Annotated in this window: 17 protein-coding genes; 7 read left to right on the forward strand and 10 right to left on the reverse strand. The window is 40.8% G+C overall.

Annotated features, from left to right (window positions below; translation table 11 throughout):
* Positions 1-19: 19 nt before the first annotated feature.
* From BMW61_RS14070 to BMW61_RS14080, 4 genes are all read right to left on the reverse strand, one after another.
* Positions 20-601: an SOS response-associated peptidase gene (locus BMW61_RS14070; RefSeq protein ID WP_091823088.1), complete on the reverse strand. Its 582-nt coding sequence runs from the start codon at positions 599-601 to the stop codon at positions 20-22.
* A gap of 152 nt (positions 602-753) precedes the next feature.
* A complete protein-coding gene (locus tag BMW61_RS21985) occupies positions 754-915 on the reverse strand; it encodes a hypothetical protein (protein WP_155831981.1) in 162 nt (53 codons plus the stop codon).
* A gap of 863 nt (positions 916-1,778) precedes the next feature.
* Entirely contained in the window at positions 1,779-3,020 is a 1,242-nt protein-coding gene (locus BMW61_RS14075) for a phosphatidylserine decarboxylase (RefSeq protein ID WP_207650188.1), read from the reverse strand.
* Between the two features lie 44 nt (positions 3,021-3,064).
* On the reverse strand, positions 3,065-3,910 hold the full coding sequence (locus tag BMW61_RS14080; RefSeq protein WP_139176335.1) for an alpha/beta hydrolase: 846 nt from the start codon (positions 3,908-3,910) through the stop codon (positions 3,065-3,067).
* 403 nt (positions 3,911-4,313) lie between these two features.
* Between BMW61_RS14080 and BMW61_RS14085 the strand changes: the two genes are divergently transcribed.
* Positions 4,314-5,189, forward strand: coding sequence for a hypothetical protein (locus BMW61_RS14085; RefSeq protein ID WP_091823091.1), 876 nt, complete (start codon positions 4,314-4,316; stop codon positions 5,187-5,189).
* Between the two features lie 81 nt (positions 5,190-5,270).
* Here BMW61_RS14085 and BMW61_RS14090 read toward each other — a convergent pair whose 3' ends face one another.
* Positions 5,271-6,314, reverse strand: coding sequence for an SGNH/GDSL hydrolase family protein (locus BMW61_RS14090; RefSeq protein ID WP_091823094.1), 1,044 nt, complete (start codon positions 6,312-6,314; stop codon positions 5,271-5,273).
* Positions 6,315-6,485: 171 nt separating this feature from the next.
* Between BMW61_RS14090 and BMW61_RS14095 the strand changes: the two genes are divergently transcribed.
* Together BMW61_RS14095 and BMW61_RS21635 are read left to right on the forward strand one after the other, a co-directional pair.
* Positions 6,486-7,310: a hypothetical protein gene (locus tag BMW61_RS14095; RefSeq protein WP_091823098.1), complete on the forward strand. Its 825-nt coding sequence runs from the start codon at positions 6,486-6,488 to the stop codon at positions 7,308-7,310.
* Between the two features lie 141 nt (positions 7,311-7,451).
* The gene (locus BMW61_RS21635) at positions 7,452-7,661 is read left to right on the forward strand and encodes a hypothetical protein (RefSeq protein WP_139176337.1); all 210 of its coding nucleotides are present in this window, start codon (positions 7,452-7,454) and stop codon (positions 7,659-7,661) included.
* Positions 7,662-7,666: 5 nt separating this feature from the next.
* On the opposite strand, the gene BMW61_RS21640 is transcribed toward BMW61_RS21635, so the two are convergent.
* On the reverse strand, positions 7,667-7,852 hold the full coding sequence (locus tag BMW61_RS21640) for a hypothetical protein (RefSeq protein ID WP_139165160.1): 186 nt from the start codon (positions 7,850-7,852) through the stop codon (positions 7,667-7,669).
* Between the two features lie 508 nt (positions 7,853-8,360).
* Between BMW61_RS21640 and BMW61_RS14105 the strand changes: the two genes are divergently transcribed.
* The 3 genes from BMW61_RS14105 to BMW61_RS14115 all read left to right on the forward strand — a co-directional run bounded on the left by BMW61_RS14105 (position 8,361) and on the right by BMW61_RS14115 (position 11,001).
* Complete coding sequence (locus tag BMW61_RS14105; protein WP_091823104.1) at positions 8,361-8,549, forward strand: hypothetical protein; 189 nt, start codon at positions 8,361-8,363, stop codon at positions 8,547-8,549.
* Between the two features lie 555 nt (positions 8,550-9,104).
* Positions 9,105-10,412 carry a PKD domain-containing protein gene (locus BMW61_RS14110; RefSeq protein ID WP_091823107.1) on the forward strand — a complete coding sequence of 436 codons (1,308 nt, stop codon included), beginning with the start codon at positions 9,105-9,107 and terminating at the stop codon, positions 10,410-10,412.
* A 202-nt stretch (positions 10,413-10,614) separates the two neighbouring features.
* On the forward strand, positions 10,615-11,001 hold the full coding sequence (locus BMW61_RS14115; RefSeq protein ID WP_091823110.1) for a hypothetical protein: 387 nt from the start codon (positions 10,615-10,617) through the stop codon (positions 10,999-11,001).
* A 215-nt stretch (positions 11,002-11,216) separates the two neighbouring features.
* On the opposite strand, the gene BMW61_RS14120 is transcribed toward BMW61_RS14115, so the two are convergent.
* Genes BMW61_RS14120 through BMW61_RS14135 form a run of 4 tightly spaced genes read right to left on the reverse strand, consistent with a single transcriptional unit; the run spans position 11,217 to position 16,597 of the window.
* Positions 11,217-13,466: an alpha-galactosidase gene (locus BMW61_RS14120; RefSeq protein ID WP_091823114.1), complete on the reverse strand. Its 2,250-nt coding sequence runs from the start codon at positions 13,464-13,466 to the stop codon at positions 11,217-11,219.
* Between the two features lies 1 nt (position 13,467).
* Complete coding sequence (locus tag BMW61_RS14125; protein WP_022762373.1) at positions 13,468-14,310, reverse strand: carbohydrate ABC transporter permease; 843 nt, start codon at positions 14,308-14,310, stop codon at positions 13,468-13,470.
* Positions 14,311-14,324: 14 nt separating this feature from the next.
* The gene (locus BMW61_RS14130) at positions 14,325-15,215 is read right to left on the reverse strand and encodes a carbohydrate ABC transporter permease (protein ID WP_022762374.1); all 891 of its coding nucleotides are present in this window, start codon (positions 15,213-15,215) and stop codon (positions 14,325-14,327) included.
* Positions 15,216-15,235: 20 nt separating this feature from the next.
* Positions 15,236-16,597: an ABC transporter substrate-binding protein gene (locus BMW61_RS14135; RefSeq protein WP_091823117.1), complete on the reverse strand. Its 1,362-nt coding sequence runs from the start codon at positions 16,595-16,597 to the stop codon at positions 15,236-15,238.
* 139 nt (positions 16,598-16,736) lie between these two features.
* Here BMW61_RS14135 and BMW61_RS14140 point away from each other — a divergent pair, with 139 nt between their 5' ends.
* On the forward strand, positions 16,737-17,591 hold the full coding sequence (locus tag BMW61_RS14140; protein WP_022762376.1) for an AraC family transcriptional regulator: 855 nt from the start codon (positions 16,737-16,739) through the stop codon (positions 17,589-17,591).
* The last annotated feature ends 3 nt before the right edge of the window (positions 17,592-17,594 follow it).

Below are 17,594 nucleotides of genomic sequence, written 5' to 3' on the forward strand. Positions count from 1 at the left end.
ATTTTGCATGTCCTATATTTCAGAACAGGCTAAGCTGTTCGTAATCGCATTTTCTTTCAAGCTCAGGCATTTTTTCCTTGATCATGTCAAGTGCGGCACTGCTCTCGCACAGATATTCCCTGACATTCTTTTTGTCGATAATCACCGGCATTCTGTCATGGACAGGGCTCATGGAACTGTTGGCTTCTGTGGTAAGTATCACGAAGCTGTCTCTGTTATCGCTCATGTCATAGAATCCTGCAAGATATAGAGGATTGCCATCTATACTTGTAAATGTGTACTTGGTTTTGTCCCTATTCCATTCATAGAAGCCTCCCGCCGGAAGGATGCATCGCCTGGACTTTATGCTTTCGGAAAACATCGGCTTTTCCAGGACAGATTCCGCCCTGGCATTTATCACCAGCTTTTTATCTTTGGTGGTAAGTCCCCAGTGAAGGTCACAGACTTTAATATCAGCTGTTTCTTTTCCCAATAGAAGCGCAATAGCCGCTTTTCCGGGAACAATATCGCCGGCCGGAAGTATCAGCGTCCCATATGGCAGCTGTAACTCGATTTCCACAGCCTTTGCAGTTTTGTCAGCATAGTAATACCTTCCACACATATATCGCCGTCCCTTTCTTCGCCTCCGATTTAGGCTATACGCTCTCTTGAAAAATCATAAATTACACTCTGCATAAATTGCAACCAAAAAAGAGACCGGGGTAGGTCTCTTTTCGGTAGATGTATAAGATGTAACAAATATTGCACTATGAATTAGATAGTGAATGTTGCACCAAACATATTGATTTTGGGCTCCTTGTTATGAAGCTCAAACAGCTTTTCTCTGTACTGGTCATAGCTCTTAATCTGGCCATTTTTTCTGTTTCTTTTGTTTTCGCTATGTGTCGTCAAATCCTGAATATCTTTGTATCTCATAGTAAACCTCCTCAATAAAACCTTTATTTCTAACTGTAAACTCATTTTTCATGCTTCTTTTTCACTCTCCATCTTCTTCATATGCCGTTTCCTCCTTTCCTGAGAATATATTTATCACATATGGAAAGCGGGTTACGTAATTACACTTAATTAGAGCTGTTTTACACGGAAACGATTGAGGAACGGTCGGATTTTACAAAAAGTAAATAAAATAAGGTTTTTAGCGTTTTGGTATACATTTTCGGCTTGTTTTCTCTGGTTTTTAAATCTAAAAGTAAATGAGAAGGCTTTTTTGAGGATTTGGTACCCATGATTTCAAAAAACAGGGATACCAAAATCCTAAAAACGTATTCTCATTTACAAGTTGTGCTGAGGAAGCCCCTAAAAGAGCGCAAAAGGTATACCAAAATGCCCAGAATTCTCTCTCATTTACAAAAAGAAAAGCGGGGGTATTGATACCTCCGCGTTATATAGATGCACTTGTTGTGTAGCTATGTGCGTTTCGCAAATACGCAATTATTTATAGTTTATTACTCTTTTTGCATGATATTTATTCCATTTCTATAGTTCATTTTTCGCAAATCTATTTGTTCTTTAGATTTGTTACTCCTTTTTTACTGAAAACAGAGTAACAAAAGGAAAATTACTGTTAGTTTGCGAAAATATATGGGGATATCTATACATAAATAGGCTAAAAAGAGTAACAAATTCATGAAAAAAGCATTATTGCGAAAAATGCTGTTGACCATAAGAAATCTCAGGTTTTAGAGCGAGAAATCCCACGGTCTCATAATAAGATCGTGGGATTTGATGGATTTATATTTAGAATGTTATGTACGAAAAAAGAAATTTTCTTCAGAAATCTACGGTGTTATATCTGCAAAGGGTTCCCCCATGTAGATATGACGATCCGCCTCAAGTTTAAGCTCTACGCCCTCCTGGAAGATCATAACGATATCGCTTCCGCCAAAAAGGAAATATCCCATCGGATCCCCGGCCTTTACGGAAACGCCGGGTTTTACGGTTTCTTCCCAGTTGCAGGAGCTGACCTGAGACATGCCGATTGGAAGGATTGCGACCAGGCCGTATTTTGTATCAAGTATCATACAGTCTCTGGTTTCTATCGACTGCCATCCGGGGTTCGAATCCCAAAGAATATATTTCTTCTGGGTACTGTCCCAGGAAATAATGCCGCCAACTGCATCAAGCGCATCTATTTTACGCACTTCAAGGACAGTGCCATCCATAGGAAAATGATAGCGGTGATAATCGTTGACATCCAGGAAAGTGTGCGTCAGCGTTCCATTAGCAAACTCATCCTCATATTCGCTATCTTCTCCGATGATATCCTTCACATTATAGAAGCGCACGGATTTTAGCTGAACTCCAAGGTCAATCTGCGAATTTTCATCTATTTTCCATATGCCCTGAGGGGTAGAATCTGCAGGGGCAATTACGTCTGCATCAGCAAGAGGACGAACTCCGGGATCTATGAGCTTCCTGGAAAACCACTCGTTAAAGGTCTTCCACTCATTAGTATCCGCGTACCACCCTTTTTTCATATTAAAATCTTCATCAGCTACTACGCGGGCATAGTAGTCATCGTTCCAGCTCTCTTCGGTTGAAAGGAATTCTCCCCAGTCTTTGCAGTAAGATTTCACCCATGAAGCCACAGGCTCGTGGTATTCAAGGCAGGGATAATAGTACCCTTTCCCGGCAAGCTCCGGCAGAGGCTGATCCAGCAAGTAATAGAAATAGTCCAGACTCTGGTCTATGCTCGAATAAAGTGAAGGATTTTCAACATCCAGTATATTCCAGGGCATACAGGTTGCTGACCAGTCAAGAAAAGCATAATAATCATCAAGCGAGCGCACCGGGTTTGTCTTTTTATCGGGATTGTTCACCGAAGCAAGCATGATTGATTCTTCCATCAGGCTTTTTAATTCCGGATCCTCATCAAGCATGGTCATAAACTCGATTGTGGTTTTGGCATGGGCAGTCTGGGTATCCGACTTTGGCTGAGCATTGTTGGTACCCAAAGAACACCCTGAAATCATTACAGTTACAATCATTGCAGCCAGCATATAAGCTTTTCTTATTTTCATTATCAATACCTCCTGTAAAAGAATCAGTCGGCTATTACTTAACTTCAGTTTTGGGGTGCGTGATAGTGTTCAAGCGCATATTCAAAGCGCTGAAGGAATTTCTCTACAGTCTCCCTTGTAATCGGACTATCGGGTTCATACAGGTCAAAGGAATGGTACATTCCTTCTATAATATCCACTTCTGCCTCTACTCCGGCCTCCTTAAGCTTTTTTACAAAAGCAAGAGTCTCGTCATAAAAAGGCTCATCGGTGCACACAAAGGTATAGCAGGGCGGAAGGTTTGTATAATCCGTCTGCCTTGCGGGAGCAGCATAAGGAGGCACGGCTTTCTTTACATTCCTTCCGAGGTAAAACTTCCATGCCATATGGTTTTTTCTCGTATTCCAGACTTTGTTGTGATTATCCCTGGATGACCCCGTATCAAAGTTATCGAGCATGGGATAAAGCGGCATCTGATAGGCGATATTCACGCTCTTTTTATCTCTTGCGAGCATGCAAAGCGCTGCAGTCAGGCCACCTCCGGCACTCTCCCCTCCGACCATTATCTGATCATCGCGGATTCCAAGATCCTTCGCATGTTTTTTAATGTAAAGAAGCGTTGCATAGCAGTCCTTTATTGCGGCGGGATACGGCTCCTGCCATGACAATTTATACCCGGGTGAAACAACTACGACACCGAATTTCTTAACAAGGTCAATCGCCCTTGTCATGTATGCCATTTCCTTCATGCCGGTAGCAAGACCGCCGCCGTGCATCCAAAGAACGCAGGCTGCGCCGCCCACATAATCTTTAGGCTTTATAACAAGTGCATTTACCTGTCTTTTTCCTGCTCTGATGGTTATCTTTTCCTGAACAACATCATTGTCAGGCCACAGTTGTATTCTTACCATAAACGCTCCTTTCAAATCTTAGATAAGCTGCTTTTTCGCAATTCTGATGAGCTCTAGATAAACCAGAGGTTCGTCCGGGGTATCATTTTCAAAAACGCTGTTGTAAGTACAGTAAGCCATATCTATTATGAACATCTTAAGGATTATATGATTTCTCCATAAGAAAAATACCAATATTACGCTTATTCTATTATTTCAGATAGAAGTAAAAATTATCTTAATTCAAGATAAAAATAATCTTATTATTGAAGATTATCCGAGGCCGGAAAAAATTTTAAAAAAATTTTTTAAATCTTTGCAACATTTTTCATCCCCCGTCTGTATATAAGGTAAAGGCGCAAATAAAACAGCCAAATATAAAAATTCAAAAATAAAAAATGATAAAGAAAAGAGGAAAAAAGGTATGAAAAGAGTGTATTCAAAGGTTATGGGTGTTATTTGTATGGCAGCTACAATTTTCAGTGTAGCAACAAGCAGTGTTAATGTATCTGCAGCAGGATTTTACAATCCTTCCAAGTCACAGGGACAGACAAAGACAACTTCTCAGAGCAGAACATCTACAGGAAGCAGTACAACAACCGAGAGAAAGTCAACTTCCGGTAATAAGACTTTACTTACAAAGGAAAAGGAGACTGTATCCAAGAGCTCATATCTCACATCGGAGCAGGAGAAAATTCTTGCCAAGCTTGAAAATGACTATTCAAAGATCAACTGGGGTGTACAGTACTCTCCCAAGGATATGGATGGAATCATCATTTCCGTTTCTTCTTATATGGAAGACACAATGCCTTTTCTTGTGATTGGTATTACAAATATTTACAATGATGATGTGACATTTTCAGCAACAGGCTATGCTAAGGGAAAGAGCGGACAGGAAGTCGCTGATATATCTATCTATGAGACAGCTATAAGACCCGGTAATACAATTATAAAATCGGTATACTGTGACAGCACACCTACCGGAGAGATTCACTGGGATAACATTGAACTTCCTGAAGTATATGAGACTAGCGCTTATGCTACAGGTGATTGGACTTTCACAACAGATAGTGATGGTTACTACATGGTTGACTACTCTATTAAGTCAGATGACTATATGATGCCCGGATATGTAACAGCTGTTCTTGTTGATTCAAACGGCAATATCCTCGATATGGCATACAATTTTACTACTGATAAGGGTTATACAGTATCAGACAGCATCAAGTTCTACGAGAAGGAATACTCCAGAAGAGTTGCTGATGTAGCTATGTTTACAAATCCTTTGATTGAGGACTAAAAATGAAGTAATTAAGAATTGAACAGGCATTATTTGGGGGCCGTGCACGTAGTGATCAGTGCGCGGCCCCTGCTATTTTTTCTATGCCAATATTTCCTTTAGATAGTCCGAAAGCACTTTTGCAGCAAGGCGGTGGCCTTCCGGATCCGGATGAAGTCTGGCACCAACATGTATATCGCTGCAGTCTGGAAGCCTGAGATATGTAACGTTGTCCCCGGTTTCTTTGTTATAAGTATCTATAATCTGCCGGATTACATCTTCCATGTCATTTCCAAGCATACCGTAAGCCCATATGATTTTTGCACCGGGATTATTTTTCCTGATATCACCTAAAAAGATATTTCCGGTGGTCGTGAATTGCTCGAGAAATTCATCTTCATCCCAGATATCAAGCTTCATTGCACTGCTGTCATTCGTCCCGAGGTTTATTATGACCGCGTCTGTTTCAAAATCAGTAAAATCCCATTTTTCCATGCAGCCAAGCGCTTTGGACTCTTCACAGTTTTGTGCGGCGCAAACATAGGGGTATATCTTTTGCATTGAACATTCGCAGCTGCCCTCCCAGGAAGCAAACAGCCCCCATCCGCTCTGGCTTATTATGTTGTAATCAGCATCCAGAATTTTGGCGGTCATGTATGTATAACTGCTTACATGGTCAAATACAGTGGGCATCCACTCTTCACGCGATAGAGCAAAACTTCCCTCTCCTGATGTAATACTGTCACCTATAAATTCCAGGCTGAATTTCCTTTCCTTCACAGGCACAAATTCTCCATCTGTCTCAAAAGAAGAGATTTTTACAACTGAAGCGCAGCTCTCAGCCATTGACTGTGTACTTCTTACAACTCTGATCGACGCCGCATGAGTGGAGTCAAATCCGTTCATCAATTGATATCTGTGTTTTCCCTTTAGGAGAGGGAAATGCATGATTCGCTGATCATCTATAAATACATCAATCCAGATTTCCAATACATCATAAACAGCCTCTATATCAGCATACAGATGCCCTGCTCTTACATTTAATTCAATTCCGCTTCCTGTCCAGAATAATATAAGCTCATCCGCTACGGATGAACATCTTCCCCATATCTTTTTATGAGGTATGTCCGCTACTTTATATTGCATACGTCACTCCTTGCTCTGTCGTTTTTTATTATTCTAATTTAGATTAAAAATATTTTTAAATCTTTGCAACATTTTTCCTCCCCCATCTGTATATAAGGTAAAGGCGCAAATAAAACAGCCAAATGAACAAATTAAAAAAATTAAAATAAAAAGGAAAAGAGGAAAAAAGGTATGAAAAGAGTGTATTCAAAGGTTATGGGTGTTATTTGTATGGCAGCTGCAGTATTCAGCGTAGCAACAGGCAGTGTTAATGTATCAGCGGCAGGTCTTTACAATCTGACTTCACAGGCAAAGGTACAGCCTGCAGCATCTACAAGTGGTAAGACTTTACTTTCTACAGAAAAGACAACTTTATCCAAGAACTCATATCTCACATCTGAGCAGGAATCAATTATGAACAAACTGGATACCGACTACAATAAGGTTAACTGGGGTGTACAGTACTCACCCAAGGATATGGAAGGAATCGTTATTTCTGTAGCTTCTTATAAGCATAGTGATTCTCCTTATCTTTTAATAGGTATTACAAACATTTATGATGAGGATGTAACCTTCTCAGCAAAAGGCTATGCTAAGGGAAAGAGCGGACAGGAAGTCGCTGATATCTCTTTCTACGAGACAGCTATAAGACCCGGCAATACAATAGTACAGTCAGTATATTGTGACAACACACCTACCGGCGAGATTCACTGGGACAGCATTGAACTTCCGAACGTATATGAAACAAGCACATACTGGGAAGGTGACTGGTACCTCTCAACAGATAGTGACGGATACTACAAAGTGGACTATACTGTTAAGTCAGATGACTACATGATGCCCGGATATGTAACAGCGCTTCTTCTTGACTCAACCGGCAACATCATCGATGCAGGATATGATTACAGCACAGATAAGGGCTACACATTATCAGATCGTATCCAGTTCTACGAGAAGGATTACAACAGAAAAGTTGTTGATGTAGCTATGTTCACAAATCCTTTAATTCAGGATTGAGATTGCGGCTGTGGATCTGGAAAATCATTGTAGTAATAATACTTATAGCATTGCTTGCAGGACTGATAATGCTCATTTTCAGCATTAAAAACGGTCTCCTCCGCGTTCTTGCAATTGCCCTGACAGGGATGCTTCTTATCGGTGGAACAATTCGACGATACTTATGTCCGTTTCTATCCGTACAAGAATCTCTTTTTCAGTGGGCCCATAAGAATAAAGGAAAGCTATGCCGGCGACGCTTCAATCACCTACTATGACAAGCACGGCTTTGTGACTGTTTCTAGGTCATGCATGAGTAATGAATCCTACGAAGAGTTGTGGTATTACAATAATAGGATGGATTATTATTAGAGCTTCTACTTAATTTTATAGCCGTCTCCCCTGCACTCCGTACAGATTATGACGTTTAGTGTGGGTATGATCGCAAGCATTCCCACAGTCACTTCAAGCATCAGAATGCTGAATCCGGTCGACAGTATATTTAAAATAATCTGATAACACCTGAATAAAATAAGAATTCCGAGAAGGATCTGGCTAATCATTATTCTTCTCATATTTTGGTATTGAGAATGGGAAATTAAAAAGTGATTGATAAAGATTGCGGTCATAACAATAAGACTGAATATCATTTGCCACAGAGTACGGCTTGGGATATCTGTATCCAGCATTTCCGACAATACATTTATATTCCCCACTACGGATATCATGAGGAGAGCTCCGATCATTCCCTGAATGACATTTTTTCCTCTTTGAAAGTTGCACCACAAAGGGTTATCAGGCATAACACATACAGTACATTGATACAGAAAGTACGATAATCTTTTGCCATAAAGTTAAATACATGCTTTTTCATAAAGCTTTTCAAAATTTTGTTTTAAGCCATCGAGGGGCTGTCGCACTAATTCTTAGTGCGACAGCCCCATGGAATTTCAGAAATTATTATATCGGCATTTCTAAAATATCGGCATATGGGCTATAGAGGTCTTCTTCAAGACATGCAAGAGCTATCTTCATCTTGTAAAGGAATATCGTGGCCTTTCATTTGATGCAATGTGCGGTCACATAGCCGTTGTTTTCACCAGATACATGATACTTGCTATTAACCGGAGATATTCCGATGACCAGCGTAGTCTTGGTGAGATATTCTTCTTCATGGTTGATGAGATTGCTGATATAACCTTCGATGATTCTATGCAGATCATATTTACTGCACTATTTGAGGCTATGGCTGCTGGATGATATATTTGACATGGCATCTTTATTGAGTTTTCAAGGAACTAATCCACTTTTACAAGTGGGAAGTTTGAGTGATGTAAGAGTAAAAAGTAAATTTTGCCCTTTATGGATGGCCCTGTCATCATAAAATAGGATGTTTGAAAATCTGCGCCAATGAGTATCAATCGGTTCATGGCGCAGATTTTGTTATCAAACAATTATTTGCAGACTATTATTAGCATAGAATTATTTACAGATTATTATTATCATACTATAAATTATCTGAAAACTTTATAAAAATCTGACCGTTTAGACATCAAAAACGACCGTTTAGACAAATTGACTTGATAATTGTGTGCGCTGCTTTAAGATGAATTTATGATGCCTGCTCAATCTTATCCATATTTTTTGTCAGATTCAAAATGGAATTTTTTCTCTTACTTATGACATGAATTACTTTGTTACAAATGGTTTTAGTTGTTTTCATATAAAGTAGGCAATATGGGATATAAGATACTGGGCAAACAGTAACTCAATAACCCCAGACTATTGCAGGAAATGCTAAAGAAAGAGGTGCTTATGAGGGAAAAAGGAAATAGTGATTCAAAGGTAGGTGCGTTAAAGATATGGCTTGCAGTTTTTGCGACAATGATGGCGTTTGCGTTGACTTGTGCTGTTGCGATGCCGAATTTTGGGATAAGTGCAGTAGCGGCAGGATTGGAAATAGTACATTGTACTTATTACAATGGGAATCCGCCCAAATTAGCAGTGAAATATAAAGATCCGAATAATAGAACCATGATTGATCTTTGGGCGGTTAGTAAGACTCCGGAAAATGGAGATTTAAAAATAACAATAAATGGTCAGCAGTATTATGCTAAGTTTTCCCAGTTGGTAAATAGCAGCGATATAAAAGATAATGGTGATGGTACAAAAACTATCTCTATGCCAGCAGATGATAAAATGAAAGTTTTTAGTAAGCCCGCAGCTGGGACAAATGTAACAATCTGGATGGCAACGTATGATTCAAGTAATCCGAGTATCAAGGATGAGGTAATGGTAGATTTAACCGTTCCTCCGGAAAACAAATCAACCGATGATGCTCTTACCGCAACACCTCCTACAGGTGAAACGAAGTATTTTAATAATGATGAATGGCAGGTTGGAGTAAAGGAAGGTGCAGGATATAAACTATCAGGTCAATACGCAGCAGCGAAAGCGGGTACATATACCGCAACAGCTACGCTTCAAAGTGGATATAAGTGGACGGACGGAACAACTGCTCCAAAAGAGATAGCGTGGGAATTGAAGCCGGCAGAAATTGCAGGAGTTACGGTGGCAGTATGGGGAGCTGAGGATTTTACCTATACACCGAGCCTTAGTCCTTTACTGTATACAAAGGTTACGTTTGCAAACGGCTATGCAACAGGACAGAGCCTGCAATATAACTGGAATAACAAAATAGTGGAAAATATTCATTTGGCCGGCCATAAGCCCGGGAATTATACAGTGACAGTAACGGGAGCCAATTCGAATGTAACAGGTTCCGCAACCGCTAAGTACACGATAACAAAAAACAAGGGCAAGTTTAGTGCAAAAGCAAGATCATTGACCAGTACGATAAAGAAGGACACAAATAAAAAGAAAATAGTTGATATCAACGAGTTTATCAACATCAAAAATGCTGATAAACTAACCTTCAAGAAGCTTGAAGGAAATGAGAATATTAAAATTGACAGCAAGAAGCAGGATATCGTGTTAAAAAAGGGACTAAAACCCGGTACTTATTCCGTGAAAGTAAAGATAACCTCCAAGAGTGATGGCTATGCTTATAAAAAGGCATCCCAGACAGTAAAATTTAAAATTAAAGTAAAGGGTAAAAAATAAATCATGGGGCTGTCGCACTAAAGCGACAGCCCCTACGCATTATGATACCATCGCACGCCGGAAAATCCAATGAAAATACCCGATTTTATGCTCTTTTAAGCCTCTGTTAAGGCGTTTTTAATAAAAGTTTTACTCTCCTGTTTTATAATGTTCACATTAGATATGCTCAAATTATAGATGTTAATGACAGGTGGTGATTTCTATGAAGAAGCGGATAATCTACAAGATTTCAGAAGTACAGGTGGAGTATATACAACAACACACCTTCAACATGCTCTACGACAAGACAATGTATTGGCTGTATTCTGAGAGGATGCCATTCCTCCACCCTTTCCTTGAGAGGAAGAAAAAAGAGAATGTATCACTTGAAGATCTTCTTGAGTACTGCAAAAACCAGCAGATTCAGGTATATCCCATGACCGTGAGGAAGAACAAACTTTTTACGGATATAGCTGCATATCTTGAGATGATCAATATGAAAAGACGTGGCATTTTGATCAAGAGTAATGAAATAGCGGCGCTTATCGTGGAATACACAAAATATTGCCTTGTGAACTATCCGGCTGATACAAGCACGGAGTCTGTCTGATAAGAGACGATTTCACACATTTTACACAAATTGGTCACTTTCTCTTACGATTTTATCTGTATTATATAACCATCAAGAGATCAAAAACTTCTCTTGACTCCCTCATAAGAACACACACTTTTCTTCATTAAAACAAGGCTGGAGCTTACGTGACGAAGCTCCAGCCTTCCCCATTAATCAGGTTTTCCACTATGAATAATACTTATCTTCCTTGATCAAATCTTATTAAAATGAATCTGAACAGCAGGATATACTCCGTAAAGCGGGTCTAATGCAAGACCTCCATTCATCAAAGCTCTACCGGTATATCGCATACCCTGTTCGCTTCTCTCCTCAATTCCGGCTTCTTCGGGGGAACCCTCTACGGATTTCAGCATATGATCAATTTCATAAACTGCATCCGGATCAAGCCCCGGAAGCTTCACAAAAGGAATCTCCGGATTACCTCTTACATCTGTAACTACAAGATTTAAAAGCACTTCTGACTTATCAGCAGCCACAAATTCCCAGGCTGTGAAATAATCTTCCGTAAGCTTGTCCGATAATCTGTAATATCTGCCTCTCTGAATAAGCTCGTAATACTTATTGAAAAGAGCTATCTGGCATCTCATCTCAGCACGCTCTTCCTTGGAAAACTTTCTCGGATCAAACTCATATCCGAAAGTTCCGGACATGGCAACAATTGCTCTTGTGGTAAGAGGTGTTTTTCTCCCGTTCTGGTGATTAGGAGATGCTGAAACGTGACTTCCCATGGTACTTACCGGATAGCCATAGCTTGTGCCCTTCTGAATCTTCAGACGATTTATGGCCTCACTGTTATCTGAGCACCATATCTGAGGTGAATAGAAAAGAATTCCCGCATCAAATCTTCCACCGCCGCCTGCGCAGCCTTCCATCATAACTTCAGGATAGGCTTTTCTTAGTCTACCGAGTAGATCATAGGTTCCGAGCACAAATCTGTGCGGAACTTCACCCTGCCTGTCAGCAGGCATAGCATTTGAGAAGACATTAGCCATTGACCTGTTGAAATCCCACTTGATGTATGAGATGTTGGCAGAATCAAGAATCTTCGACATGCTGTCAAACAGATAATCCACAACCTCTCTTCTTGACATATCAAGAACAAGCTGATTACGTCCCATTACAGGATTTCTGTCGGGATCGCGAAGCGCCCAATCGGGATGATTTCTGAAAAGCTCTGAATCTTCATTCACCATCTCAGGCTCAAACCAAAGCCCAAACTTCATTCCAAGACTGTTCACATGATCGGCAATCTTTGACAGACTACCGGGAAGCTTTTTCTCATTTACAAACCAGTCCCCAAGCCCCCTGTTGTCATCATTTCTTTCGCCAAACCAACCGTCATCCAAAACCAGCATCTCACAGCCAGCATCTGCTGCTGCATCTGCAATCTCGATGATGCTCTTTTCATCAAAATTGAAATATGTGCCTTCCCAGTTATTGATCAGAACAGGTCTCTTAACCTGTCTGAATTCACGCGGGCACACATTCTCACGGATAATGCGATGGTACAAAAAGCTAAGATCATTAAGACCGTTGCCGGTGTATGCCATGATTACTTCAGGAGTATCAAAGCTCTCACCTGATCCAAGTCTCCAGTCAAAATTATTACTTCCGATTCCGCAAACAAGTCGGATGCTACCGGCCTGGTCTACCTCGATTTCCTCTGCATGGTTGCCTGAATAAACAAGCATGAAGCCATAGCATTCTCCGCTATTTTCAGTTGTATCGCGGTCGCAGAGAATCACAAAAGGATTGTTGTGGTGGCTGCTGGCACCTCGCTTGGAAGAAACAACATGTACGTCATGTGTGAGCGGAATCCTCTCAGGCTGTCTCTCCATTGCATGTCTTCCATGGAAGTGAATCATGTCCATTTTCTTATTAAGCATATCAATCCCCATTGATGCTGCCTTAGTCAATCTGTGAACACTTCCGGATGTATTTGTGATCTTTGCGGATCTCGTGATAATATCCTTTTTTTCAAAAACTGAGTAAATAAGAGTAACTTCTATCCCCGAAGGCTCGTCAAAAAGGCTTATCTTAAGGGTGCTTACCTTGTCCTCTTCGCCTCTTACATGGGGTAATCCCATAAGAGCCTCTTTTCCCTCTATAATGCTGTGGCTCTTATATCTCAGATCCAAAGTTCTACTGCCGTTTTCCAGAACAACGTCAATTGCACTTATTCTGTAGTCTCCGGCGCCATCCGTGCTGTACTCAAAGGGAAGGGTGTCTGGTGAAACACCTCTACGGTGCCTTCCTTCGTATGAGTTGCCGGAAAAGCCGCGGTCTATCTCGCGAACAAGATAGCCCATGTCATTGTTTCCAACGGGTGCTCCATAGTAGGTATGAAGCAGCATGTTGTATTCATTTATCTTTATCTGATATTCAGTGTTTTCAGTATTTAAGCAAAACACTTTGTTTCCTTTGTCAAAACTGATTGCCATATCAGAGCTTTCCTCCTGATGTTGCAATTCCTTCTACAAACTGCTTCTGGAAAATGATGTAAATAATTATCATAGGAACAATTGCAAGCACTGCTGATGCCATCATTGCGGGATAATCACTGCCATACTGTCCCTGCATCTTTGCAAGACCTGCACTAAGTGTAGTTGTGCTGGCATTTGTGCAGACGATCATGGGCCACATAAGATCCTTGAACGCAAACAACGCAGTAAAGATTCCAAGTGAGATCATTGCTGATCTTGTAAGAGGCATCATTATGAAAAGGAATGTCTGTCCAATATTACAGCCATCAATGGCCGCCGCCTCTTCCAAATCCTTTGGCAGACTTTGATATCCCGTCTTCAAAAGGTAAGTTCCAAATGCTGTAACAAGCCCCGGGAAAACCAGTCCTGCTGTAGTATTCATCAGTTTTAGCTTTGAAACCATTAAGTACTGAGGTATTACAAATACCTGAGAAGGAATCATCATCTGGATAAGAACCAGGGAAAACATAAACTTCTTTCCGGGGAACTCGAGTCTTCCAAATGCATATCCTGCCATTGTTGCTGTAAGGCAGGCACAGATTACACGGAAAATAATGAACAAAATTGTGTTCTTGTAAAGAGTTATGAAATTATAACTCTTCCATACTGTTCCGAAGTTTTCAAAATGCCATCCATGCGCAGGTAAAATGTAGAAAGGATCTACGCTGATTGCTTCCTGGTTTGTCTTAAGTGCGGTAAGGATCATCCATACAAAAGGCACAAGCATTATGATTGCAAATATTATCAGCACTGCATATGCGAGAATTTTACCGATAATATACTTTTTTTTCATACTATCCATAACATGCTCCTTCTTTAATTGTAGAATACAATCTTCTTCTCAAGTCTCTGCAGGAAGAAGGTTGCGATCATAATAAATACTACAAGTACTACAACAAGTGTCGCGCCGTAGCCCCTGTTACTGTTTGTAAATGCGTAGGTATAGAACAGGTAAACGATTGATTGTGTCTTATTAAGAGCAAGATTCGTCTTATCCATTACCATGAACATAAGATCAAACACAGTGAGGGCTCCGATAATTCTTGTCTGAACGATAAAGAATGTTGTAGGACTAAGAAGCGGAACTGTTATGTTAAAAAATTGCTTCAAGGGTGATGCTCCGTCAATCTGGGCAGCTTCGTAATAATCTCTCGGTATTTCCTGAAGACCAGCGATAAACAGAACCATGTTATATCCGATTATTGACCAGACACCGATTATTCCTACACTGATCCATGCAATATTAGGATCTGATATCCACGCAACCTTTGTACCAAAAGTGTTGTTGATAAGTCCGAACTGCTGGTTATATAGCCACTTCCATACCATAGCTACTGCAGCAGGTGCGCAGACCATAGGAAGGAAAAACAGTGTGCGGAAAAATCCCTTTCCCGGAAGCTTATTCTGAAGAAGTACTGCAAGTATAAGAGCAATCACAATTCCGAGAGGAACCTCAACGATTGCATATTTTACAGTATTCCACAGGGATTGCCATGTTTCACCTGCCGTAAGAACAGCCTGATAATTTGCAAGACCGACAAATCTATTTCCTTTTCCGAAATCTCCGGTTTTACAAAATGACTGGTATACAGTATTAATTGCCGGATAAAAATTTAATATGATAAGTCCCAGCATGGTAGGTGTAATAAAAGCCCATCCCCAAATAGCCTGCCTTTTCTGAGACGGAGTCATTTTCCCTTTAGCCATGATTATTCTCCTCTGTTATATTACTCTGCTGCTATAGCATCCTCGATAATCTTCTGAGCATTGTCACATGCTGTAGCCATTGCTGCCGGATCATCAGGGCTCTGCCATGCATCAAGGAAAGCACCTTCCTGCTGAAGAGCATCTTCCCAAACAGTTGTCTTTCTTGTGTAAGGACGGAAGTAAAGATCTCCCTCTTCCTCGGCTCTTACAAATGCTGAAACATCCATTCCCTCAAAAGCGCTGGAGAAATCTTCTGAAATTCCCTTCATACCGCCCATTGTTACACCAAGCTGAGCCTGCTTCTTCTGACCTTCCTCTGAGCAGAAGTAAGAAATGAGGTCGTAGCAAGCCTGAGGATCTTCAACAGCTGCATTTGCTGCCCATCCAAGACCGTTGTAGCAAGAATATCTCTCGCCGGCATCACATGAACCATTGCCGTTAACATCTGCATAAGGAAGCATTGCCCATGCATAATCTGCATGATTTTCTGCTGTGTAGAATGTGTTGATCATCCATGAACCCTGCGTGATCATAGCTGTCTTACCGGAGATGAAAAGTGAATCTGTTCCTGTCTCAGCTACTACAGACTGAGGAGCGCCAACAGAGATAAGCTTTCTGCACATCTCCATACCATTCTTAGCTTCGTCGGAACCGATTGTTGTTCCCTTGTGATCTTCTGTGATAACCTGTGCGCCGTAATCGTAAACAAGGTTGTACCATCCATCCTGGTTGTTGGAAGTGTTCATAGCCATACCATAAACATCGCCGTTTGAACCCTCGGTGATAGCCTTAGCTGCCTCGTACATATCTTCCCATGTCCAGTCATCTGTAGGATATTCTACGTTGTACTGATCAAAGATTGCCTTGTTATAAAGAAGAGCGATTGTGTCATGATCCTTGGGAAGTGCATACTGTTTGCCATTGCTGCTGTAAAGATCCCAAACACCTTCGTAATAGTTGCTCTTATCGATTGAAGAATCATTAGCAATGTAATCTGTAAGGTCAAGAAGAATATCATTCTCCATATACATCTGTGCTGTGTTGGAATGCATCCAGAATACATCGGGCATATCTCCGCCTGAAGCACCGGCTTCAAGAAGTGTCCAATAGTTATCCCAATCGATAACCTCGATGTTAACCTTAACACCGGACTTAGCTGTCCAGTCATCAGCTATCTGCTGGATTCCTGCCTGCTGGTTTGAATCCCAGATGTTGATTGTGATGTGGTCTGTCTTATAATTTCCGGAAGCAGTGCTTTCTGAAGCAGTGCTCTCGGTATTCTCAGTAGTTGCCTGGGTGTTGTCTGCTGAAGATCCGCCACAGCCGATCATTCCTACAGCCATCATAGAACTAAGAACAAGTGCCAATACTTTCTTTTTCATTTTTTCTTATCCTCCATTTGTTTTGCAGATTTATTTCTGCTTTCTTTGTTTGCCTGTCTTGCCTAGTTTATCCATTACAAATGTTTCTTTACATGTTATTATGTTGGTAGTATTTGTCATTTTGTGAGGTGGTTATTTTATGAATACAAAAACAGATGGACCCGGATTTGATTTTTGCGCTTTTCTTGACTACGACAAAAGCGATGAAGTAAGGCTTTATGAGATAGGACGTTATGTGGCAAAAACCTGTTATTCATACGGCCCCGTTATACGTCCTCGCGGCATTTTGCATTATGTGACTTCTGGCAAGGGCATGCTTCAGATTATGGGAAAAGAATACTCTATCCATGAGCAACAGATTTTCTTTATTCCGGCAGGTATCAGTGCATACTACATAGCTGACAGCGAGGATCCCTGGACATACTGTTGGGCTCATCTCGGAGGTTCTGCTATGCTTGAGCTTTTTAACGAATGCGAGCTCAATGAGATGCAGCCTGTACGCGATGTTAAACTCCGGGAAGGCGAAACAAAAAGCGCTCTTCAACGTCTGATGGACGATCTTTTTGAAAACTATGAAAGGGAATACTTCAGCATTGCCAAAACCTATGAACTGATGGACTTTCTTCATTCTTCCTATGCCCGCAGCGAGGAAGAAACAAATGAAAGCCTGCAGCTCCAGTACGTCCGCACAGTGATAAAATTCATACAACTTAAGTTTTCAGAACCCATCCATGTAGAAGACATAGCAATGACCTGTGGCTTAAACAGAAGCTATTTATCAAGGCTTTTTCATGAAGCAACAGGCTCTACAATCAAGGATTTCCTGTCAACTTATCGTGTTAACATGGCTAAAAATATGCTGAAAAAAACCGACAACACAATACAATTCGTTGCATTTGCTGTCGGTTACAGTGACATATTTACTTTTTCAAAAGCTTTCAAGAGAATAACCGGTATGTCCCCCAGTGAATACAGAAGTTCTCCTGATATTTAAATG

This window comes from Butyrivibrio sp. ob235 (assembly GCF_900109475.1).
Lineage (GTDB): Bacteria > Bacillota > Clostridia > Lachnospirales > Lachnospiraceae > Butyrivibrio.